The 22,626-nt window shown below is 40.0% G+C and carries 26 protein-coding genes; 16 read left to right on the top strand and 10 right to left on the bottom strand.

Annotation, left to right across the window (positions count from 1 at the left end; translation table 11 throughout):
• Window positions 1-37: 37 nt before the first annotated feature.
• Window positions 38-1,330 carry an aminotransferase class I/II-fold pyridoxal phosphate-dependent enzyme gene (locus tag UFO1_RS16405; RefSeq protein ID WP_038672561.1) on the bottom strand — a complete coding sequence of 431 codons (1,293 nt, stop codon included), beginning with the start codon at window positions 1,328-1,330 and terminating at the stop codon, window positions 38-40.
• 295 nt (window positions 1,331-1,625) lie between these two features.
• Here UFO1_RS16405 and UFO1_RS16400 point away from each other — a divergent pair, with 295 nt between their 5' ends.
• From UFO1_RS16400 to UFO1_RS16385, 4 genes are all read left to right on the top strand, one after another.
• A complete protein-coding gene (locus UFO1_RS16400) occupies window positions 1,626-2,048 on the top strand; it encodes a DUF523 domain-containing protein (RefSeq protein ID WP_038672559.1) in 423 nt (140 codons plus the stop codon).
• A 193-nt stretch (window positions 2,049-2,241) separates the two neighbouring features.
• Window positions 2,242-2,652, top strand: coding sequence for a MarR family winged helix-turn-helix transcriptional regulator (locus UFO1_RS16395; RefSeq protein ID WP_038672557.1), 411 nt, complete (start codon window positions 2,242-2,244; stop codon window positions 2,650-2,652).
• A gap of 29 nt (window positions 2,653-2,681) precedes the next feature.
• Window positions 2,682-3,371, top strand: a complete 690-nt coding sequence (locus UFO1_RS16390) for a YitT family protein (protein ID WP_051788972.1) — start codon at window positions 2,682-2,684, stop codon at window positions 3,369-3,371.
• Between the two features lie 31 nt (window positions 3,372-3,402).
• A complete protein-coding gene (locus tag UFO1_RS16385; protein ID WP_038672556.1) occupies window positions 3,403-4,275 on the top strand; it encodes a Cof-type HAD-IIB family hydrolase in 873 nt (290 codons plus the stop codon).
• On the opposite strand, the gene UFO1_RS16380 is transcribed toward UFO1_RS16385, so the two are convergent.
• The 5 genes from UFO1_RS16380 to UFO1_RS16360 all read right to left on the bottom strand — a co-directional run bounded on the left by UFO1_RS16380 (window position 4,270) and on the right by UFO1_RS16360 (window position 8,317).
• Window positions 4,270-4,680, bottom strand: coding sequence for a 3-hydroxyacyl-ACP dehydratase FabZ family protein (locus tag UFO1_RS16380; RefSeq protein WP_038672554.1), 411 nt, complete (start codon window positions 4,678-4,680; stop codon window positions 4,270-4,272). The two genes, UFO1_RS16385 and UFO1_RS16380, sit on opposite strands and share 6 nt — an antisense overlap.
• Window positions 4,681-4,880: 200 nt before the next feature.
• Complete coding sequence (locus UFO1_RS16375; protein WP_038675299.1) at window positions 4,881-6,203, bottom strand: class I adenylate-forming enzyme family protein; 1,323 nt, start codon at window positions 6,201-6,203, stop codon at window positions 4,881-4,883.
• 5 nt (window positions 6,204-6,208) lie between these two features.
• Window positions 6,209-7,348 carry a thiolase family protein gene (locus tag UFO1_RS16370; protein WP_236639225.1) on the bottom strand — a complete coding sequence of 380 codons (1,140 nt, stop codon included), beginning with the start codon at window positions 7,346-7,348 and terminating at the stop codon, window positions 6,209-6,211.
• Window positions 7,349-7,362: 14 nt separating this feature from the next.
• The gene (locus tag UFO1_RS16365; RefSeq protein ID WP_038672549.1) at window positions 7,363-7,908 is read right to left on the bottom strand and encodes a biotin transporter BioY; all 546 of its coding nucleotides are present in this window, start codon (window positions 7,906-7,908) and stop codon (window positions 7,363-7,365) included.
• Window positions 7,909-8,101: 193 nt separating this feature from the next.
• Window positions 8,102-8,317: a DUF1858 domain-containing protein gene (locus UFO1_RS16360; RefSeq protein ID WP_038672548.1), complete on the bottom strand. Its 216-nt coding sequence runs from the start codon at window positions 8,315-8,317 to the stop codon at window positions 8,102-8,104.
• A gap of 232 nt (window positions 8,318-8,549) precedes the next feature.
• Between UFO1_RS16360 and UFO1_RS16355 the strand changes: the two genes are divergently transcribed.
• Window positions 8,550-9,875 carry an MATE family efflux transporter gene (locus UFO1_RS16355; protein ID WP_051788971.1) on the top strand — a complete coding sequence of 442 codons (1,326 nt, stop codon included), beginning with the start codon at window positions 8,550-8,552 and terminating at the stop codon, window positions 9,873-9,875.
• On the opposite strand, the gene UFO1_RS16350 is transcribed toward UFO1_RS16355, so the two are convergent.
• The gene (locus UFO1_RS16350) at window positions 9,865-10,668 is read right to left on the bottom strand and encodes a TIGR03915 family putative DNA repair protein (protein WP_038672544.1); all 804 of its coding nucleotides are present in this window, start codon (window positions 10,666-10,668) and stop codon (window positions 9,865-9,867) included. The two genes, UFO1_RS16355 and UFO1_RS16350, sit on opposite strands and share 11 nt — an antisense overlap.
• Entirely contained in the window at window positions 10,647-11,975 is a 1,329-nt protein-coding gene (locus UFO1_RS16345) for a putative DNA modification/repair radical SAM protein (RefSeq protein ID WP_038672542.1), read from the bottom strand. The genes UFO1_RS16350 and UFO1_RS16345 overlap by 22 nt, the downstream gene beginning before the upstream one ends.
• A 222-nt stretch (window positions 11,976-12,197) precedes the next feature.
• Here UFO1_RS16345 and UFO1_RS16340 point away from each other — a divergent pair, with 222 nt between their 5' ends.
• The 9 genes from UFO1_RS16340 (at window position 12,198) to UFO1_RS16305 (ending at window position 19,347) form a co-directional block, all read left to right on the top strand.
• Window positions 12,198-12,914: a L,D-transpeptidase family protein gene (locus UFO1_RS16340; RefSeq protein ID WP_038672539.1), complete on the top strand. Its 717-nt coding sequence runs from the start codon at window positions 12,198-12,200 to the stop codon at window positions 12,912-12,914.
• Between the two features lie 234 nt (window positions 12,915-13,148).
• Entirely contained in the window at window positions 13,149-14,141 is a 993-nt protein-coding gene (locus UFO1_RS16335) for a beta-ketoacyl-ACP synthase III (protein ID WP_038672537.1), read from the top strand.
• A gap of 369 nt (window positions 14,142-14,510) precedes the next feature.
• Window positions 14,511-15,185, top strand: a complete 675-nt coding sequence (locus tag UFO1_RS16330) for a superoxide dismutase (protein WP_038672535.1) — start codon at window positions 14,511-14,513, stop codon at window positions 15,183-15,185.
• A 468-nt stretch (window positions 15,186-15,653) separates the two neighbouring features.
• The gene (locus UFO1_RS16325; protein ID WP_038672532.1) at window positions 15,654-16,103 is read left to right on the top strand and encodes a hypothetical protein; all 450 of its coding nucleotides are present in this window, start codon (window positions 15,654-15,656) and stop codon (window positions 16,101-16,103) included.
• A 15-nt stretch (window positions 16,104-16,118) separates the two neighbouring features.
• Window positions 16,119-16,664, top strand: coding sequence for a hypothetical protein (locus UFO1_RS16320; protein ID WP_038672531.1), 546 nt, complete (start codon window positions 16,119-16,121; stop codon window positions 16,662-16,664).
• Between the two features lie 204 nt (window positions 16,665-16,868).
• Window positions 16,869-17,030: a hypothetical protein gene (locus UFO1_RS25480; RefSeq protein WP_173406226.1), complete on the top strand. Its 162-nt coding sequence runs from the start codon at window positions 16,869-16,871 to the stop codon at window positions 17,028-17,030.
• A 365-nt stretch (window positions 17,031-17,395) separates the two neighbouring features.
• Entirely contained in the window at window positions 17,396-18,526 is a 1,131-nt protein-coding gene (locus UFO1_RS16315) for a sodium ion-translocating decarboxylase subunit beta (RefSeq protein WP_038672530.1), read from the top strand.
• 154 nt (window positions 18,527-18,680) lie between these two features.
• Window positions 18,681-18,953: a hypothetical protein gene (locus UFO1_RS16310; protein WP_038672528.1), complete on the top strand. Its 273-nt coding sequence runs from the start codon at window positions 18,681-18,683 to the stop codon at window positions 18,951-18,953.
• Between the two features lie 28 nt (window positions 18,954-18,981).
• A complete protein-coding gene (locus UFO1_RS16305) occupies window positions 18,982-19,347 on the top strand; it encodes a biotin/lipoyl-containing protein (protein ID WP_038672526.1) in 366 nt (121 codons plus the stop codon).
• A 96-nt stretch (window positions 19,348-19,443) separates the two neighbouring features.
• Here the strand turns inward: UFO1_RS16305 and UFO1_RS16300 are convergent, their stop codons facing one another.
• Together UFO1_RS16300 and UFO1_RS16295 are read right to left on the bottom strand one after the other, a co-directional pair.
• Window positions 19,444-19,857 carry a thioesterase family protein gene (locus UFO1_RS16300; protein ID WP_038672524.1) on the bottom strand — a complete coding sequence of 138 codons (414 nt, stop codon included), beginning with the start codon at window positions 19,855-19,857 and terminating at the stop codon, window positions 19,444-19,446.
• Window positions 19,858-20,124: 267 nt separating this feature from the next.
• Window positions 20,125-20,673: an NADH peroxidase gene (locus UFO1_RS16295; protein WP_038672522.1), complete on the bottom strand. Its 549-nt coding sequence runs from the start codon at window positions 20,671-20,673 to the stop codon at window positions 20,125-20,127.
• A 297-nt stretch (window positions 20,674-20,970) separates the two neighbouring features.
• Here UFO1_RS16295 and UFO1_RS16290 point away from each other — a divergent pair, with 297 nt between their 5' ends.
• A complete protein-coding gene (locus UFO1_RS16290) occupies window positions 20,971-21,873 on the top strand; it encodes a PhzF family isomerase (protein WP_038672520.1) in 903 nt (300 codons plus the stop codon).
• Window positions 21,874-21,926: 53 nt separating this feature from the next.
• Window positions 21,927-22,313 carry a secondary thiamine-phosphate synthase enzyme YjbQ gene (locus UFO1_RS16285; protein WP_038672518.1) on the top strand — a complete coding sequence of 129 codons (387 nt, stop codon included), beginning with the start codon at window positions 21,927-21,929 and terminating at the stop codon, window positions 22,311-22,313.
• Window positions 22,314-22,626 lie beyond the last annotated feature (313 nt).

Raw genomic sequence — 22,626 nt, 5'->3', positions numbered from 1 at the left:
GTTATTTTTTAATAATTTTAAGTATAATAAATGATTTCTAGGAGAGTAATTTTCTTTTTACCAATTCTTGCTCTGCACTTACTAATTGAACACAAAGAACGACTAGCTCCATCGCTTGTTTTAGCTCTGATATTGGGGGAAAGGTAGGAGAGAGGCGAATGTTTTTATCTTCAGGGTCATTGCCATAGGGAAAGGTAGCTCCCGCAGGTGTGAGCAGGACTCCGGCAGCAGCGGCCGTTGCAACTATCTTCTGAGCGCAGCCTGGCAATGTGTCTAAACTGATAAAGTATCCACCTTGTGGTTTACTCCAAGAAGCAAGATTTTTATCGCCTAGCTCAGATTCTAAAATCTCCAGTACGATATCAAATTTAGGTTTAATAATTGCTGCATGCTTGTGCATATGTGTTTCTATGCCTGCTTGATCTTTAAAGAAGCGGACATGGCGCAGCTGATTTAGTTTATCTGGTCCAATGGTTTGAATATTGAGATGCTTTTTAAGCCAATTGATATTATTGGCACTGCTAACGAGCATCGCAATACCGGCACCAGGAAAGCTAATTTTGGAGGTGGAGGCAAATTCGAAAACCCGATCTGGGTGACCCGCTTGTGTACAAGTCTTTAAAATATCTAGTAATTGATCGGGGGTATTTGTAAGATGATGCACCGAATAGGCATTATCCCAGAAAATCCGAAAATCAGGCGCTTTCGTCGGCATTGCTGCCAATCGCTTTACGACTGAATCAGAGTAGGTAATGCCAGTAGGATTACTATATTTGGGCACGCACCAAATTCCTTTAATAGCTAGATCCGCAGCAACTAGTTTCTCCACTTGTTCCATATCTGGTCCATCTTCTTGATAATCAACAGGTATCATTTCAATTCCTAGGTGCTCGCAAATGGCAAAGTGCCGATCATATCCTGGACTTGGGCAGAGAAACTTAACGGTTGGTAATTTGGCCCAAGGTGTTTCGCTTTCTAAAAAACCGTGCAGCATAGCACGAGAAAGAAGATCATGCATCATGGTTAAACTCGAATTTCCCCCAATCATAATTTCTTGGGGGTTAGCATCTAACATCCAGGAAAAAAGTTCTTTTGCTTCAGGAATGCCATCCACGCCGCCATAGTTTCTACAGTCAACGCCTGCTACAGTTTTGTAGTCAGTTTTGCTAAGACTCTCCAAAAGATCACTAGAAAGGTCTAGTTGCTCTGTACAGGGTTTGCCTCGTGACATATCTAAATTTAATTTTTGAGCTCGGAAGTCCTCGTATTGATTGGACAATGAGGAATAGTATTCTTGCAAGGTTGTATCATTCATACTTTTAAAATCCATTCTATGTATCGCTCCTTCCAGTTTTTTTCATTATATGAGAATATGTTAGTCTTAGGCAATAGGTTTTGGGGTTAGAAAACCATGTATTATGAATACGTGAATTTAATCTCATTTAAAAAAAGAAAAATGAAAAGACAAATACCTGGAAGTAAGAACCGAATAACTAAGTTCCTACACAAGCTTTTGCAGGAGTTTGGGATTTTTATGAGTAAATAGTGTTGTAATGAGATTTCTATTTGCTAAGTAGATGAATAAGAGAGAAAGCAGTAATAATGAAAGGGAAGGGCTGAATGTTATGATCATAGTAAGTGCTTGTTTAGCTGGAGTAGAGTGCAGATATAATGGATCTTCCGCGACCATTCCTAAAGTGGTAGATCTGGTGATAAAGGGAGAAGCTATCCCAATTTGTCCAGAAATACTTGCTGGCTTACCAACACCACGTCCACCAGTGGAACAAGTCAAAGGGAAAATTGTTTCGGCAACTGGCCAGGATCAGACGGAAGATTATATAACAGGAGCAAAAATAGGACTAGAGATAGCATTATTAAGTCACTGCAAGAAGGCTATCTTGAAATCAAATTCACCTACCTGTGGCTGCGGCCGAATTTATGATGGAACATTTTCCGGGAAATTAGTGCAAGGAGAAGGCGTTTTTTCGAAGCTTCTCAAGGAAAATGGGATTGAAGTAAGTACAGAAGAAATGTTTATAAGTGCTTAACAATATAAAAAAATAACACGATTCAAAAAGGAAACGCCTGCAAAAATCAAATGAGATTTTGCAGGCGTTTGCCTTGACTCAATGGAACCGTCCACGTGATTACGTCATTGGTGTTTTTGGGGAAGGTTGACGTAATGCTATTCCTACCGTATAATTACCTAGGTAATTAATTGCTGAGGGTGGAAGGTAATCTATGTTTTTATATGGTCATAGAGTCAATCAGTTAGCCCGGTTGTTCATGAAGCGATTTAATGAGGATTTGGTGAACACTGGGCTTTTTAGTTCCCAATGGGGCTTTATTTTATATTTGTATGAAAAAGGTTCCAGTACACAGAAGGAATTAAGTGAATATCTAAGCATTGAGCCGCCGACTGTCACAAGAACCTTAGCCCGTATGGAAGAGGCTGGTTGGGTTATCAAGGAGGAAGGCAGCGATCGGCGAGAACGCAAAGTACGTTTGTCACCTCGTGCTTATGAGCAGTTTTCCCATTGGGATCAAATCTCAGATCAATTGGAAATAAAAGCTCTTACTTCTATCGATAAGGCAGATTTAGAAGTGTTTACTCGGGTGTTACAGCACATGAAGGACAATCTTCAAGAATAAATGAATAGTAAAGGTAAAGAAGGAAGAAAATGAAACAAGAGGATAACACTGAAAAAACCTCCCTACGGTCAAATATTATCGTATTGACTGCAAAGGTAGTTATATTTATTTTAGGTATATTTTTTCTGACATTGGGAGCGGCCTCGTTAATTACGGCGAATTTAGGCGTGGCATCTTGGGACGTTCTGCATATTGGTTTAGCAAAACAGGGTGTGCTATCGATTGGGACCTGGGTGCAAATCATTGGTATAGGCATGGTTTTATTAACAGCACTTTTAGAACGTAAGCAACCTCAAGTTGGTAGTGCGGTCAATATTCTTTTGATCGGTTTTTCTCTCAATTGGATATTAGGCAGTCATATACTGCCTGCGGCAAATGCGTTATGGAAGAGCATTTTACTGTTGATAGGCGGTGTCTCTTTGATGGGCTGGGGATCAGGTATGTATGTGGCTACTGAACTTGGTGCCGGACCAAGGGATGGCTTGACTTTAGTGTTAGCTACTATGTCGGGGAAATCTGTGCGTTTAGTACGTACGTTTCTGGAAGTTACTGCATTATTTTGTGGTTGGATTGCTGGCGGGCCCATTTCTATGGGAACATTCGTCGCTGTATTTTTAGTGGGCCCTATTATGCAAGCTTCATTGCATTTCTGGCGTCGGCAAATTGATAGTTTAGAAAGTACAGTAATGGAAGAAGCTTCAGAAGGGGATATCAGCTAGTTAATGATTTATTTTTGTGAGGTAAAGTATTATGAAACTTATCATATCTGATTTGGATGGTACCTTTTTGAATTCGAAGCACGAAGTCATTGAAGAAAATGTAAGAGCTCTTAAAGCAGCTCAGGATAAAGGAATGGAAATTGCAATTGCGACAGGGCGAAATTATGGTAACGTTTTGGCCTTGTGTTTGCGTGCAGGATTAAAACCTCATGTAATATCAAACAATGGTGCCTTTGTTTATAATAAAGATGGTAATCTGATCAAAGGGATTGGTTTAGAAAAAAGCTATATAAAGGGTGCCCTTGATTGGCTGGCACATCGTAACTATTTCTACACCTTGTGCACGGATCATGTTGTTTACATGCCGGATAATGCAAATGAAATCCTTACCAGTGATTATGATAATGCGACAAACCATGTTAGGAAAATGACGCCAGAGGAGCTTAAAGAAGGCATTGACATATTTCTGAAATTAGATAGTGCAGTGTTTATCAACGACTTTAATGAAATTCTGGAGCAAGACCTCACTTTTGGCAATATTTCAGCGATTACTCTTGATCACGATAAATTAAGTTTGGGGCGGGAGTATTTCAGTAGTTATGAGGGGATGTCCATGACTATAGCAGGTAATAATATTTTTGAAATGATTCATCCCTCCGTTTCAAAAGGCAACGCATTGGAACAATTGGTGGCACATTTGGACGTTGCCATGCAAGAGGTAATGGCATTTGGTGATAACTATAATGACATTTCTATGCTTAAGAAGGTCGGCGTGAGTGTAGCAGTAGGGAATGCGGAAGAAGAAGTAAAGAAAGTATCTAAATATGTGTCCCTTTCGAATGATGAAATGGGCGTGGCACATATGATATATAGGCTGCTGGAAAATGGCCCATTAAACTTATAGCCTTAGACACATCCAAGTTGCTTCTAGAACGGCCTTGCCTTTACAGTAAGCTGTTCCCGTTTGCTTTAGTATTTTGTCGGATACTTTACAGTTTTTCACAATCATTTTAACCATTGTGTTAGGCTGGACAAAACCCAAAATACGTACATTTTCGATAGAAGCTAATCCCCATAAAGACTTTCTGCAGAGACCTATTTTGTTGATTCCTGCACCGCCGCATTGTACGATGGATTCAATCAGTATTGTACTGGGGACGATTTTTTGATGCTCTGCATGCTCTTGGAAATATAAAAAGGATGTTTCATACGTTTTTGTCCCGATTATTTCGTCCAGGTCAGCTGAAATAATTTTATCAACAAATAAAAAGGGGTATCGTTGGGGAAGTAGTGTTTCAATATCTGTCACTTAAGAAACCTCCGATCATCATAATGGATTGTAACGCGAATGGGCTCCAAAGGAGCAAAAGGCCAGATTCTCAAGCACTAGAGAGTCTGGCCTTTTTTTTGCGGAATCAGAAAGTATAACACTTTCTTGATCCCAAGTAAGAACGACTAAGGCTTCTGCCTGCGTCTGAAGACTTGGCACAAGCCAAGTCTTTTCTTAAATCAAGTCTTCTTGATTATGGAATCTTTTAATCGGATTCTATCAATCTTTCCATTTTGATTCATTGGAATTTCGTCAAGAAAAATGATTCTTTGGGGACAATGGTGAGAACGCATTTTTGCTTTGCAAAAATCGTAGATGTCTGCTGCAGTTAAAGCAGCTCTGCTCTTCACAATCCATGCACATACTTTTTGTCCCCTGATGGGGTCATCAATGCCGCCCACAACGGCTTCGCTGATTCCAGGACACTGAAGTAGGACTGTCTCTACCTGTTCAGGGATCACTTTCACACCGCTTGTGTTAATCATACCATGTTTTCGTCCCAATAAATATAAATAACCCTTAGTATCTAATTTCCCCAAATCTCCGACTGTTGCTTTGGGTCTATAACTTGGAGCTACATAGGGGCTCTCTACCCATATTGTTTCATCCTCAATCGAGATGGTTACATGGGGGAAGGCTCTGCCTACAGAATTAGGCCGCTCTAAAAGGTCTTCCTTCGTGGAGTAACTCACGTGTCCAAGTTCACTGGCTCCATAATACTCACAGATTTCTGCAACAGGAAAGTACTCTGCTAGAGCCTTAACGGTAGGTAAATCCATTTTTGCGCCGCAAGTTACAAGTGATGTTACCTGGGGAAGAGGTGTTTTTATATTCTTAAGCAAAATCTTGTAGTTAGCGGGAACCATAAAGATCGCAGTTACCTGGTGGTCGATGATCTCTTGTACCCAGGTGCGGGGCATGCTATTTCCCGAGAAGATCACGGTACCGCCCTCATAAAGAATATGCAGGCAAGCATTTAGATTCGCTGTGTAAGAAAGGGAACTTACTAAATACAGAGTATCTGCATTTGATAGATGAAAAATAATACTTTGGCTAGGAAAGGCCCGAAACCAGCTTTCGTGATTGCGCCATATTAACTTAGGAGTGCCAGTGCTTCCTGAACTTAACGCTCCTAAAAAGAGGTCCTGTTCGTTGCTCTCTGGCAGAGAAGACACTTTGTTACTGGGAAGTGGAAAGTTCTTATCCATATATATGTTGATGTTATGGGTAGCCATTAGATTCTTACATATTTCCTCTGGAGTCGCTAAATCTACGAAGACGCAGGAAGCTCCTGCTTTTAAGATTCCAAAGAAATAGAGCAGCTGGTCGAGAGGGTTTGAAAGCTTGAGTAATACCTTGTCACCTTTTTTTAACTCAGTTGCCAGACGATAAGCTAGGTCATTTATTTGTTGTGTGAATTCGTGGTAGGTAAGCTGTACATTGCCTTGTATAAGGCAAATTTTATTTCCTAAGCTTTCATTGATACAATTTTGAATCAGCACATTGTTCAACACCTTTCGATTAGCGTTGCAATTCCCTGGCCTCCTACTGCTCCGATGGCAGCGATGCCTCGCCGGCCATTCACTTGTTGCAATGCTTTCAATAAATGCAATAAGATGATGGCTCCCGAGGCGCCATAAGGATGTCCATAGGCTAATGCGCCTCCTAGAATATTTGTCTTCTGCAGGCTAAATTCTAGCTGTTGACAACAAGCCAATATCTTAACGGCAAAGGCCTCGTTTATTTCAAGAGCATCCACATCATCCACTTGCAGATTGCCTTTTAACAATAATTTTTGAATGGAAGGAACAGGCCCTAAAGGAAAGACATTGGGGTCACAACCGCAGGTGGATGCTCCTGTAATCATGGCTTGTGGTTGCAAATTATATTTTTTTACAGCAGTAGGAGAGGCAAGTAAAACGACTGCAGCCCCATCATGTTTCAAACAGGTATTTCCTGCTGTGATTTTGCCTCCATCTACAAAAACTGGTTTCATTCTTTCTAGTAGTTTAAGGGTTATACGGCTTCTAATACATTCATCGGAGCTGATTATTATCCCTGCTGCTTTGACAGGGATAATGATATCGTTAAAAAGCCCTTGTTCTTGGGTGAGGGTTGCTCGCCTATGACTTTCAAGGGCTAATAAATCCATTGCTTCTCTAGTGATAGCCATATTTTTAGCGAGATACTCTGCTGTTTCACCGATATCAGGGTCTCCCACTGCAGGGGTAGAAAAAGGGGCCCTTTCGTAATATACATTTTCCCCTTGAAAGCGAGGGTCCGCAGGATTGAACTGGCGCCTAGGAGACATGCTGGTACTTTCCACGCCTCCTGCAAGAATCAATTCTGCCTGACCTGACAAAATTTGGCCGTAGGCTAAGTTGACAGCACTTAATCCTGAGCCACATTGTGTATCTACGGTTAATGCCGGGGTGCTGTAAGGCCAACCGGCCTCCAGTACAGAAACTCGGGCAATATTGCCACCCGGGCCTACCGCATTTCCCAGTATGACTTGGTCGATATGATTAGGTAATAATTTGTATTTGTCGAGTACTTCATTTAATACTGACGCAGCTAGTTGCTCAGGCAGCAAATCCTTCAAAAATCCACCAGTTTTTCCGATTGGTGTTCTCAGACCGCCGATCATATATACTTGCCTCATTAGCGTAGCCTGGTTTTCTGTAATTGTCTATTTACGGCAACCGCGATGAGGGTAGCTGCAAATGCTTTGAATAAATCTCCTGGTATAAAAGGAAGGGCACCGACCATAAATGCTTTTTCTAATCCCATGCCTGTAACAAAATGTAGCCAGGGGACACCGAAAGCATAAACAACAAGAATGCCGCCGACTACATTAGCTAAAGCCAGCCGCCATTTGCTATTTTCTTTTTTTAGTAGGGCAATGACAACCGCACCTACCAAATATCCAAGCAAATAACCACCTCTAGGGCCAACAAGGATTCCAATGCCTCCTGTCATACCTGCAAAAACAGGCACTCCTACGGCACCTATTAGTAGAAAGGTCAGGACACTAAAGGCGGCTTGTCTAGCGTTTAAGATGCTGCCTGTCAGCATAATTGCCAAAGATTGGCCTGTTATGGGAACAGGGCTGATTGGTAGTGGGATGGCAACCAGTCCAAGCACAGCGATTAATGCTGCGAAAAGTGCTGCATAAACATAGTCAGTTACTTGATTTCTTTTAGTCATTCTTTTCCTCCATACTACAGTAAATCATATTTTTCGTGTTAAAATTCACAATATCTAAGAAAAAGTATAAATTAATCTGATCGTGTAGTCAACTATATAAAACAAATTGGTTAACATACAATGATTATGGTGGGCTCAATAGGAAAAGTCCTGCAAGAGGCCTTGCAGGACTTTGTAATTTGCTACTTGACCATTATTCACTTCGATGCTGATTCAAGAAAGATAATAGTTCCTCTAAATCTTCGCCTGTATTTTTGGCTACATCTTTAATCTGAGCAAATTTACCTACTACTTTAAAGACAATGGGATTGCTTAGGTTGGAGAATTTAGGTGATCGTTGTATCAGCTTTTCTTTCAAGTGAGGATACTTAGTTAACACGTCTGCAATTTTATCATTTTCGGTAATCATTGTAGCACCCCTTATATTCTTACTGGGTCTTTAACGATTATAGTTACCGATCGCATAAAACAATATCACATAATCACATGAAATTTTCAATGAAAAGTACTAATAACAGAACTACAAACGTTGGATGGGCTTGATTAAACAATTTAATTAACTTTGACAATATCACCGTTTCTTGATAGGATAAATAAATTATACTTTACATCGTGTTTATGGGAATTTGGGGGAGATGACTTTGAACCAATTATCGTTATTTAAACTAGCCTGGCCAATATTTTTAGAATTGTTTCTGATTACATTGGTGGGGTTTGTCAATGTATTTATATTAAGCAAGTATGACAGCGTTGCGGCGGCCGCTGTGGAAGCGACCATTCAAATTTTATGGAATTTTCTTTTGGTATTTGCAATTATTTCTATAGGAACCTCGGTGTTAGTGGCACAGAATGTAGGCGCTAAAAGGCCAGAAGAAATTGATAAGGTAGCAGCTGTATCCCTATTTTTTACTGCTATCTTGGGTATGGTGGCCAGTATGACCCTATTATTTGGTGGGAAAAAGATCTTGATGTTTATGGGGATTGCTGATAATTTATTATCTTACGCTCATACCTATCTGCGCTTGGCAGGTGGTTTTATTTTTTTTGATGCATTGTTATCGTCGGTTGATGCAATTCTCAAGGGTTTTGGCAAAACGAGGCAATGCCTTGCCGTTACGTCGTTTATGAATGTTTTAAACTTGATTGTATCTGTGGTATTGGGCCTCGGAGTGGCAGGGCTTCCGGCGATGGGAGTTCAAGGCGTTGCTATTGCAGCTGTAATAAGTAAGGGGATTGCAGTATGTTCTGCATTGGTATACTTGTTTACCAAGCTCCTCAAATTTGATATTCTGCGTCATTTACTTCAATTTCCTAAGGCACAATTGAAACAACTGTTAAAGATCGGTTTCCCTTCTGCCATGGAGAACATGTCTTACAATATGAGTCAAACGGTGCTAATGACAATTATTATTGTTCATTTGGGTGCAGATGCTTATATAACGCGGACTTATGCATGGTCTATTATTAAAATGGCTTTTTTATTTTCCTTAGCTATAGGACAGGCTAATGTTATCATGATCGGACAATTAGTAGGTGCCAAAAAGTTTGCAGAGGCCGAAAAAGCTGGGATGCATAATTTCTTGATTGCTTTTGGCTCTGCCTGGGTAATTGGTTTACTGTTGTTTTTATTTAGGTATCAATTTATCGGGATCTTTACGAAAGATACTGCGATTATTACCCTTGGCACGATGATTTTTGCAATTGATGCTTTGTTAGAACCAGGGAGAACCTTTAACATTGTCTTTATTTATGGTTTAAGGGGAGCAGGAGATGTCAATTTTCCTGTTATCGTTGCTATACTTTCCATGTGGTCTGTTACCATTGGGCTAGGATATTATCTAGGGGTAGTTTTAGGATTTGGTCTGCCAGCTATTTGGGCTCTTATGCTGGTAGATGAGTGGCTTCGCGGGTTATGTATGCTATGGCGTTGGAAAAGCGGTGCCTGGAAGGCCAAAGTCATGGTATAAGGAGTTTGGTGGTATTTTCTAGTTTTAATGGAGAAGTTTTTTGCGAACTGCCGAACTCTGTCATATATTTCCAATAACGCTTTGGCATTTGACTCATTCGGCATTTCGGATTATGGCGACCCTCTACTTCGATAGTATCATAGAAAAGGCGCCACAGTTCGCGATAAGATTGCTCCGTCTCATCTGGCTCCGGCAGCTCAAGATCTTCAATGGGAATAACAGCAGATTGGTAAGGTTGATATACCAGTGCCATACCATGGGTTTTATCGTAGATTAAAAAGCGCTCTTCAGGATATCGTTCGCAAAAATGCTGTGACATTAGAGGGAGTACGTAATTTTTTGGTTCGATTTCACCCACGAGGATATTGCTAAAAATAGAAAAGCGGAGGAAGCCTTTTAATAGGTGACTTTCTTTATCTAAATGTTTAACGGCTTTAACCAGCTTATCTACTACGTCGTCAGTTAGCATATTCATCACGGATGGGCCATGTCGATAGCCCAAACGCAGGAATAAAAGGATGTATAGCTCCTTTTTAGGAAGGCAGGTTAAAAAGGCCCGCCGTACGAAATCAAGGGCATCGACGCCCATTTTCTTCGGAATGGAAGCTAGCACGCGATTTGCTTTTGGGGAATCAGTCCTTATTTCTTTCATAGAAAAGAGCATCGTTTCGGGCGAGACGGGCAGAACAATATCTACAGGGATTTCATTTTGATCATAGCTTTCAAACACGCAGCATAGCAGCCCGTCAAAGCTTCCATCATAGCGATATATTAAGTTGGACTGGTCAAACATTTTAGTATGTCCTCCTGTGTTAATGAAGACTGGATCATCGGTAGCTGTTCAAAAAGAGATAACTGCTCTGACTTAGGCTGGTGAGGAAAATTTTCAAGATACGTTTTTTCCGACATTAAAGAGCGTAATACCGCATCTTGTGTGATTTTTAAACCTTCGAGGGCTTTGCCGCCGCAAGTGATGAAATATTGAGCCCTTTTAAGTACAACTCCCAGTTTCTTAAGACCATCAAAATTGAGTGTAGCCGTGCGCCGAGCCTTTACAATTCGCATTGCGCTATTTACACCGATGCCTGGCACCCGTAGTAAATCGCTATAGGGCGCACGGTTTACATTCATCGGAAAAAACTCCATGTGATTGAGAGCCCAATTGCATTTTGGGTCTACATAAGGATTAAAACTTTGGTGATTTTGATCGAGTAGCTCGTTTGCTGCGAAGCCGTAAAACCTAAGTAACCAATCCGCTTGGTAAAGCCTATGCTCACGCCAGAGTGGCGGTTTTGTATCTATAGTAGGAAGCATGGTATTTTCGGCTACAGGCATATAGGCAGAAAAAAAGACGCGTTTTAGCTTATATTTTTTATAAAGGCCTTCCGTTAAATTTAAAATTTGAAAATCAGTATCTGGCGTAGCACCGATAATCATCTGCGTGCTTTGTCCCGCAGGTACAAACTTAGGGGCATGCCGATACTTAATGATATCTGTAGAGTTTTCTTGTATCCGGTTTTTAATGTATCCCATAGGTGCCAAAATAGAATGTTTTGACTTATCTGGTGCTAATATTTGCAAACTGCTCTGAGAGGGCAGCTCAATATTTACACTCATACGGTCTGCCAGCATGCCAAGGTGGGAAATGAGAGTACTGTCTGTTCCAGGAATGGCTTTGGCATGGATGTATCCGGAGAAGCGATATTCTTCTCGTAAGATACGCAGAGCCTCAATCATTTGCTCTGTTGTATAGTCCGGGTTTTTCAGTACGCCGGAGCTCAAGAAAAGGCCCTCAATGTAATTGCGTCGATAAAAATTAATCGTCAACTCTGCTAGTTCACGTGGCGTGAAGGAAGCCCGGGGCGTATCATTTGACTTACGATTAACGCAGTACTTACAGTCATAGGCGCAAACATTCGTCATCAACACTTTTAGTAGTGAAATACACCGTCCGTCCCCTGCAAAGCTGTGACAGATGCCGGCTGCGGCTGCACTGCCAATTCCTCCGGGTGCAGTTTTTTTATTCACGCCGCTGGAAGTGCAGGCCACATCATATTTAGCTGCATCGGTCAAAATCTTCAGCTTCTCAAAAACATCCACGTAAAATCAGCTCCTTATTTATCTTTATTATAATACAGAACATATGTTCTTGAAAAGGGATGGTTGTTAGAAAAATTATAGGAAATAATGCTGATAGAGTTATCTTAATAGAAAGATTTTACAGGCATGTAAATTATGGTAGAGATTTATCTCATTAATTTAAATGATTATATTCCTGCCTTCTGCATATACATTGTAATGATAGCTGTCAGGAGGAATGATATGGTTAATTTATATTCTATAAAAGTAAATTGGCGCCGCACCTATTTCGCAATTGCTTCGTTGCTGCTATTTAGTTTGTTTGTGGGTATAGTAGGAATTGAATACTGGGATGAACAGGAATTAGCATCTATTTCTAATCAAACATCGACAGCACCTACAGGAAAAGTAACTATTGTTGTAAAAATTTCAGAACGCATTCTAGAACTATATAGCGATGGACAATTACATAAAAAATACCGTATAGCGGTTGGTAAAAGTAGTACACCAACCCCGATTGGTGAGTGGATAGTAATTTGGAAAGCCTATCGGTCAGCTGATATCTTAGGGACACGTTTTCTAGGCATTGACGTCCCATGGGGGGGCTATGGCATTCATGGCACTAACCGGCCGTGGAGTGTCGGCCATTTTATCAGTCAGGGTTGTATTCGCCTACGCAACCAAGACATTGAAGAACTTTTTGAATGGGTACCAGTAGGTACACCTGTACGTATTGAGGGCAAGAAATTTCCTATACAACGTGTGCTTAAGAGTGAGACGATTGGTGCAGATGTAGTTCTACTACAAGCTAAATTGAAAAAATTAGGTTACTTGGAAGGCAGAGCGGATGGTTTTTTTAACAGAGATACAGAAGAGGCCGTGAAGCGATTCCAATATGATAAGGGGATCAAGATAACTGGTATAGTGGATCAAAAGAATCTCGAATTATTAGGTCTTTAGATGATCGTTGACATAGCGCTTCTGAATGACAAGAAAAAGAAAGAATCTGAAATAAAAAAAGCGGAGAAGTCGTAAAACGATTTCTTCCATTTTTTTTTAGAAGAGTTACACTAGTTTGCGGAAATGTTTGGATTGTACTAAAGTTTTATTGCCTGGTATTAGTACCAGGTGATATAATAAAAATACTAGTAATGTTGAAATAACTAACGGACATAAACAAGGGAGGGCTATCGCGTGAATAATAAATACGTTGGTATTATTGGGTTAGGGTCTTATGTGCCTGAGAAGATTATGACGAATAAGGACCTAGAACAAGTAATGGATACCTCTGATGAATGGATCGTTGAGCGTACGGGTATTCGCAAACGGCATGTCGCAGCAGAGAATGAAGCTACGTCAGACTTAGCCACGAAAGCGGCTCAAAAGGCATTAGAAGATGCTAATATTACTGCTGCAGAAATAGATTTGATTATTGTTGCAACAGGTACCGCCGATATGGCGTTCCCTGCAACAGCATGTTTGGTGCAAGATAATTTAAAAGCAATAAATGCAGCTGCTTTTGATGTTTCTGCAGCTTGCTCTGGATTTATCTACGCCCTGGTAACCGGTAGTCAATTTATCAAAGCAGGTGTTTATCGTAAAGTATTAGTAATCGGAGCAGAGACCCTTTCCAGAATTACAGATTGGAGTGATCGTAAGACTGGAATGTTATTTGGTGATGGCGCTGGGGCTGCTGTTTTAGGTGAAACGCCGGAGGGTTATGGGATTTTAGGAGTGGATTTGGGTTCAAATGGCAGTGGTGCAGAGCTTCTGAAGGTGCCGGCTGGCGGTTCGCGTAACCCTGCGACGGCTGAAACTGTATTACAAAGACAACATTATATTCAGATGGATGGCAACGAGGTATTTAAATTTGCAGTTAAGATAATGGGAGAAACTACAAGCAAAGCTTTGCAGAATGCAAATCTTACTCCTGTTGACGTAACCTATCTTGTGCCACATCAAGCTAATATTCGGATTATTAAATCAGCAGCGAAAAGGCTGGGTTTACCAATGGAAAAAGTTGTGGTAAACGTTGATAAATATGGAAATACATCGGCGGCTTCTGTTCCCATTGCTCTTGATGAAGCTGTAAAATCGGGGGTAATTAAGCCAGGTGATATTATTGCATTAGTCGGTTTTGGAGGAGGATTAACCTGGGCTTCCAGTATTATGAAGTGGTACAAATGAAATTCCGTTAAGTAGAGGCCTTCATTTATGTCTTTTCTTATGGTATCAGAATTTATAAGTTTCTAATTAAAAGATTGAACCACAAAGACACAATGCCGCTATCGCGGCACACAAAGAAGATGGGAATGAAATGGATAGAACCCTTTTGTGACCTTTGTGTCTTTGTGGTTCAGAAAGGACGCGTAACGTTTTTTTACGGAATCAGAAAGTATAACACTTTCTTGATTCCAAGTAAGAACGACTAAGGCTTCTGCCTGCGTCTGAGGACTTGGCCTAAGCCAAGTCTTTTCTTATTTTGTAACCACTCATATGTTAGCGAAATATAATAAAAAATAGAAGCGTTTAAATTAAGAAAGGAGGTTAATAATATTGGCTAACAACGTAATCAATGATTATATTCCACCAGGTAGACATAAATTACCGCCATTGCCTTATCCTTATGATGCACTTGAGCCAATTATTAGCTCTGACACCCTTAGGTTTCATCACGATCATCACCACAAGTCTTATGTAGATGGGCTAAATAAGGCTGAGTTAGCGCTAGTAGAAGCTAGGCGGCAAAATAATCTTACCTTCATAAAATATTGGGAAAATGAATTGGCGTTTAATGGGTCAGGGCATATTCTGCATAGCATTTATTGGACAATTATGGCACCTGTAGAATTTGACAGTGAGCCTGGTCGATGTACAATGAGAGAAATTAATAAATACTTTGGAAGTTTTGATGCATTTCTTGACCAGCTTGTGTCGGCAACTATAAAAGTAGAAGCATCTGGCTGGGGGATACTCGTCTGGAATCCAGCTTTTATGCATTTGGAGATTCTTACGGCAGAGAAACACCAAAACCTTACCCAGTGGGGAACAATTCCCATATTGGTAATCGATGTTTGGGAACATGCCTACTATCTTGATTATCAATACGATCGTGAGCAATATGTTAAAAAATGGTTACATTTAATTAATTGGTGCGAGGTTGAAAACCGACTTATACTGGCAATGCGAGGAGAACTGCCATTGCTGTTAGCAGATCGTAGTCCCGAATAATACTGTAGTAAGGTTAGAGTTATTTAAAGATTGTATTTTTTAATAATAATCGATGAGAGTCGTTAATAAGCTATAGCAATAAGATCCTGCATGTAAGCAAACATTGCAGGATCCTTGTTTTGAAACAATAGAATATCGGATGAAGAAATGGAAACCACTCGAAAGAACCGTCCCCGCGAAAAGATGGGGGAATCGTGAGAGAAATTGGTTACAATTTCCATGTTTGAAGAGGTGAAGTTGTCACAAGTTTGTCATACATTTTCCTCATAATAGAAATAACTCCAATATGAGAGATTAGATGAAAATATTGTCTAGTGGGTACGTTGCTTATAGCAGTAGAGGTTGAGCTCGTTGTAGTTTTTTTTAATCACTTATGACTGATTAGTCTAGAAAGGGTGTGATAGGAACATTGTTAAGCTAAAAGATTGTTTTCTATGAGATTATACAAAACAAGAGGGGGCTATTAAAATGAAAAGAATAGTAATGCTTATTTTAACCATATCCGTTCTTATGATGATGTCTGTTACGGCAAGTGCTGCTCATGGGCATAAGGATCGGGGAAATCATGATAATGGATGGCATCGTACCCACCATAATGACGTGGAAGCTGAGAGAGGTCTACCTTTTGCATGGCATGAACGTTACGATTCTATGAGAGGAAATTATCATCTTGAACGGGTTTATGATCGAGACATGGACGATAGATTCCCTGGATTACGTGCCTATAGATGGTCAGGTCATGAAGGATTCTGGCATCATGGGCATTACGTAAAAGATGCAGTATTCTTCTTTAATACAAATGATGAAATAGTGAGTGTTGGTTATATGGCTGATGGTGTATTTATTAGTTTCCGGGAAAATCATGAAAGCTATGAAAATCATGATTCCTTTTACTTTTCCTGGTTTCACCGTTCATAAAGGAGGTAGATTGATATGAAGAAATGGTTGGTAATGACATTGGTGCTTATGATGTCCTTTACAGGAAGTGTTTTTGCATGGTCAGGATCTGCAAACATAGAAGGTAAACCAGATCAATTTCAAATGAGTGGAGCAAAAGGATACTATATTTGGCAAGACGAATATGGTTTTCATATTTGGACAACAACTCGCAGTGAAGAGCATACTTTTACTGGAGTCATTCGAACAAATGGAAATTTTCATCACATTAGGCCGCAGAGCTTAGAAAGAGGAGACGCTTTTAGAGTATCAGATGAGGACGGAAAACCTTGGCTTAGATCCTCAGAGGATAACAGAAGACATTTTTCTTTTGGCGGACGTGAAATAAATTCCGAGAATGATAAGATTCAATTTAGATTTGCTACTACTGGTGGATCAGATGGGATAAACTTCCGCGTTGAAAATGCTAGTTTTATTGATTTTGATCTGTTTATAGATGGTCGTCCTATCCCTCGTAGAGAAATCTATATTAGTGATAGTGGATGGCATCCACAATCTCATAAGTTTAGATTGGTACAATAAATTAAAAGAGTCGGTTAAAGACAGCACAAATAAAAACTATTCACGTTTATCGTGGATAGTTTTTTTGTTTACAGAAAGAAATAAATTAGGTTTAAAAATAGTAATTTACTAATCATATTTTCCTGTATTTGGCAGTAGTATTATTAAGTGAACAAATACCGTTGTATGTCAGCAATTATTACTTATAGAAAGGAGTGAATGTTCATGACAATACCAGATACTATGGAAGGTGCTTATGTTCTTAGTGTAATTGATTTTTTCTTGAGTTTTGTTATTATCTGGGGTATTAGTCTTGTGTTATACATCTTTCCTTACTTGAACAAACTTGGACATCTTGACGACAGTCAGTTAAGAGGTGGACACTAAAAGGAAATTATCCGATGACTAAACCGCTCTAAGACTCCCATCTTCATCTCGTTAACAGCCTGTAATATCCTGCCCTCTGGTCCGGATAACAGTCTGTAAACTCGAAGTAAGTTCGCTCTAAGGATTTTCGAATCCAAGGCTCACTTATCTCGTTAACAGCCTGTAATATCCTGCCCTCTGGTCCGGATAACAGTCTGTAAACTCGAAGTAAGTTCGCTCTAAGGATTTTCGAATCCAAGGCTCACTTATATAAGTGGGAGTTAAGAGCGGCTAAGTCCCTGGATAAGTGCAACTAAGATTCAGATGGAGTTAACACTCATCTAAATCAAGTCTTCTTTATAATTGTAACTTTAGGAGGAAAGCAAATGTTCGAGCAAATATCATCTCTTATGATAAGCCTTGCAGAACAAACTGGACTGGCTCAAATATGGTGGGGCAATATTTTTATGATACTCGTAGGGGCAGTACTTGTTTATCTTGCACTATCCCGCAGATATGAGCCCTTTTTGCTGCTTGGTATTGGATTTTCTTGTATTGTTGCCAATGTACCTGGATCTGATCTTACCCAGCCAGGTGGACTCTTCTACTACGCCTATAAAGGAGTTGAGATGGTTATTATTCCACCTCTCATCTTCTTGGGAGTAGGTGCTATGACAGATTTTGGTCCGATGATAGCCAATCCTAGTTTGATGATCCTTGGTGCGGCAGCTCATTTGGGTATATTTATTGCACTTATTGGGGCAAAAGCATTGGGGTTTACATTGGCTGAGGCTGGTGCAATTGGTATTATTGGCGGCGCTGATGGTCCAATGGCTATCTTTGTTACGATGAAACTTGCCCCTCATTTATTGCCGCAGATTGCGGTGGCGGCGTACTCTTACATGGCTTTGATGCCCCTGATCCAGCCGCCAATCATGAGGCTTTTAACCTCTCCTGCAGAACGAAAAATAGTTATGAAACAAGGTCGAACAGTTAGCCGTCTAGAAAAAATTTGTTTTCCTTTCGTAATTGCCATCATTGTAAATCTTTTGCTGCCCCCAGTTGCTCCTTTGATTACTATGCTGATGCTTGGCAATATGCTAAGAGAAGTGTTAATGGTTGACCGTTTGGCAAGTACGGCAGCGAATGACTTGATGAACGTAATTACCATAACATTGACGGTAGCCGTTGGCTCAACCATGGGAGCCGATCAATTTCTCAACATAAAAACATTACAAATCATCCTCCTTGGATTAATCGCCTTTATTGGCGGGACAGCTTCAGGCGTGATTGGTGCTAAGGTGATGAACTGGATTAGCGGTGGCAAAATTAATCCATTAATTGGCTCAGCTGGGATTGCATCTGTGCCGATTGCAGCACGCGTTTCTCACGTGGTAGGTCTGAAAGAAAATCCGTATAATTTTTTGATTATGCATGCGATGGGACCTAATCTTGCAGGTGTTTTTGGTACTGCCATATCAGGTGGTATCATGTTAGCGCTTATCGGAGTTAAATAAAGTGGAATTTGTTATAGGTTGATTGATGAAGGTAGGTGAAAACAATGAATACGACAGCATTCGTTTGTGCATTGGTAGTAACTCTAGGATACTATTTCTTTTCCACCCGTAAGTGGAAAGCTAAAAATGATAAATAGGGGAAGAGGCGATAGGTATGATGTGGCTATTTTTGCTCCTTGGTATCATCTGCTTACTTGTAGTGATAAAAAAAAGATCCAGTGAGGAACTAAGTATAGAAGAAAGTGATGAATCCGAATGCGCTCCGTTGGCACCGCAACTAATAGATGGTTCCGAAGAAGAATATCTAATTGCGGTGATTACTGCCGCTATTCAGGAGTTTACGGGAAGTGGAGATTTTGAAGTAGTTCAAATTAAACAGTATGCCCAAAATTGGACACTCATTGGGCGACAAAATTTACTCAGATAGAAGAAGCACATAGATAAGGAGGTCTACTATGACAAACTATACTGTTATTGTAAATGGGAAATCTTACGATGTTCTTGTAGAAAAAAAGAAGGTAAATACAGCAAACATTATCAATGCAGCTCCAGTATCTGCACCTGCACCTATGCCTATAATTAAATCCGTTTCGAAAGCAGGGGGCGGGGGTGAGAACGTGGCAGCGCCGATGCCCGGCAAAATTATTGAAATTAGGGTGCGAGAGGGTGACAGCGTTAAGAAAGGACAGGAACTACTTATTATGGAAGCTATGAAAATGCATAATCCGATTCTTGCAGCCTCTGATGGTGTGATCAGTAAATTATTTGTTAAAGTAAATGAATCAGTTCAAACCGGACAACCAATACTCTCTATTAAATAATATGAAGCAAGGCCGCCATAATAACGCAAGAGAAAATCCGCCTCCAAGCTTATTGCTCAGAGACGGATTTTTTTGCGAGCTGTGTCAATAGCGCGGTTAAGAGTTGCTAATCCGCTGATCTGCTTTTTCAAATAGACGCCGACGATTGACAACGGCACGTTGGTGCCGTCCGCGACCAACATCACCATAATCATCAGAGGCGACAATGTCAAAAATGAGATTTTCACCATTGACTTCAACGAGAGTCGATTTTAATCGTAATGTCATACCCATGCACGTAGGAGCATCATGAGTAAATTCAAAGGAGGTTCCTACTGTCACATAACCTTCTGGTAGACGATTTTCCACTGTCGCGATTGATGCGTCGATCATTAAGGATACAAATGCGGGAGTCGCAATTAATGTTCCCAATGAACCTCTGCCATAATGCGTAGCGGTGTCTGATTCATTAACCAATTTTTGTACGGTATGATTCATGCCTAAGGAAAATACGTTTCTTAAATCGAACATTTTTGCTTACCTCCTATTACTAGTGACTGGGGAGTGTGATGATATAGTATATGCAAGTACCAATAAATGTAAGAATATATATCTGATAATAGTACACTATTTATTTTGGGGACACTAGTTTTCAATAAAAAAAAGCACTGGAAAAAATCCAATGCTTTTGCTTGTTTATTTTACGGAATCAGAAAGTATAACACTTTCTTGATTCCAAGTAAGAACGACTAAGGCTTCTGTCTGCATCCGAGGAATTGGCACAAGCCAAGTCTTTTCTTATTTACTGAAGTATCTGTCTAAAAGACCTTTAAAAGCAGCACCATGACGAGCTTCATCCTTACACATTTCATGTACAGTGTCATGGATTGCATCTAGGTTCAATTGTTTCGCTTTTTTTGCTAAGCCTAATTTTCCTTCGCAAGCACCATATTCAGCTTCAACGCGAAGTTCAAGATTTTTCTTAGTGGAAGGATGTACGACTTCACCTAGCAGTTCAGCAAATTTTGCAGCATGTTCGGCTTCTTCAAAGGCAATTCTTTTATAAGCTTCCGCTACTTCAGGAAAGCCTTCTCTGTCAGCTTGACGGCTCATTGCTAAATACATACCAATTTCTGTACATTCACCTACGAAGTTCATTCTCAGACCTTCAACGATTTCAGGATCAATCCCAACAGCAACGCCAATTCTATGTTCATCTGCCCAGTTTAAACCAGCAGTTGATTTTTCAATAAATTTTTCAGCAGGAGCCTTACACTGAGGACAGGATGCTGGAGCATTCTCTCCTTCGTGAGCATAACCACAGATTGCACAGATAAATCTTTTCATTAATAATCTCTCCTTGTTAATAATTATTATTCCTAACTCCTTATTTATAATACTAACTTGTTGAGAAAATGTCAATACCTTTATTGGTAAAAATTATTTTACTATTACTACAAAGAGAACGCACAAACTCCAGCAAGAATTACTTGCTGGAGTTCGTATATATACAATAAAGAGATTTGCAGGAGTTTGTAATGTAATGGTAAATAAATAATAATAAAATACTTGTTTGATTAAGAAGAATTGGTGCATGAATAGAATACATAACTATTATGTGTTCATGGAGGGAAGGGATATAGTATGAAAACATATCAAGTATATCAGGTTGACTCATTCACTAGGGAAAAATTTACAGGAAATCCTGCTGGAGTTGTATTAAATGCAGATGGGCTTTCTGAAAAACAAATGTTAGCAATTGCCCGGGAGCTGAACAATTCAGAGACTGCATTTGTTTTCTCGCCAGACGCTTCAGACCATGATCTTAAAATTCGATACTTTACCCCCACGACGGAGGTGCCAGTTTGTGGGCATGCTACGATAGCTGCTCATTTTGTTCGGGCTACTGTAAATCAGATGGCTTCTTCAACGATATCACACAAAATTGGTATCGGTATATTGCCAGTTGAAATTATTAAGGAAGAACAGGGTTATTTAATCGTAATGACGCAAGGCAAGATTGAATTTGCCGAGCCTATAGTAGGACAAGAGAAGAAGGACATAGTGGCAGCATTAGGATTAACGCAAGAAGATCTTGACCAGCGCTGCCCCATCCAAATTGTATCAACGGGGCACTCTAAAGTTATGATTGGGATTAACTCAAGAAAAAAATTAGATTCCTTAGTACCAGATATGGTTTCATTAGGCAAGCTAAGTGCATTAATTGGCTGCAATGGATATTTTGTTTTTACCTTAGATGCTGAAATGCCAGGTGTTTTAACTCATGGAAGAATGTTTGCTCCAGCAATTGGTATTGTTGAAGATCCTGTGACGGGTAATGCTAACGGACCTCTTGGGGCATACCTAATAAAGCATGATTTGGTAAAGCATAATAATCATTCTTTTTCGTTTAAAGGAGAACAAGGCAAGGCAATTGGTCGTAGTGGAATCGTAGAAGTCCAGGTAAAGATGGAAGAAGGCGAACCAGTAGAGGTTAAAATTGGTGGCAGAGCAGTCATTCTTTTTCAAACTACGATTGAGTTGTAATAATAAAGAACTGAGCAGGCTAGTAGGGAATTCTTATTTATAGGAGGCTAATTATGTTGAAAGAGTTTACCATCCAAACTCCTTCTGAAGGTTTTGTTACTATTACTAAGCAGGTGGCCCAGATTGTAGAGCAGTGTCATGGAGAGAAACGTCTATGTCATGTGTTTGTGCCTCATACGACAGCCGGGGTAACGATAAATGAAAATGCGGATCCGGACGTAGTAAAGGATATGTTGCTTGCTCTAAATCATATGGTACCAGATTTAGCCTATCAGCATGGTGAAGGAAATTCACCAGCCCATGTGAAAGCTTCTCTAGTTGGATCATCAGTCAGTGTCCCCATTGTGAATGGAACTTTGTACTTGGGAACTTGGCAAGGCATCTATTTCTGTGAGTTTGATGGACCTAGGCAGAGGAAATTTTGCGTAAACATTTTGTAAAACTTGATGCATTCTTGTAGATTGTTAGTTATAGGTCTATAAAATTTTTTCAGAAAAGAGTAGACTTCCTTTAGATTTGCGAATAGTATAGCGTAGCAGATAAGATTAGTATTGGAAAATTTAAAGAATAAGAAATTCTTTCTTTGGAGGTATAGAGGAATAATAATTGCCAAGTTAATCTTTTGTGCTATAATGAACTATAACAAAATATTTCTTATTTCCTGCAAGGGGAGTAGCTTTATGGTACATGTCGTCATTACGAGTATTTTCTCCGGCTGTACTGTCAATATTACTATTGATGCAAGACCTTGTC

This window comes from Pelosinus sp. UFO1 (assembly GCF_000725345.1).
GTDB lineage: Bacteria > Bacillota > Negativicutes > DSM-13327 > DSM-13327 > Pelosinus.
Note: the sequence above shows the minus strand (reverse complement) of the source record. Positions and strands in the feature narration are given on the sequence as shown.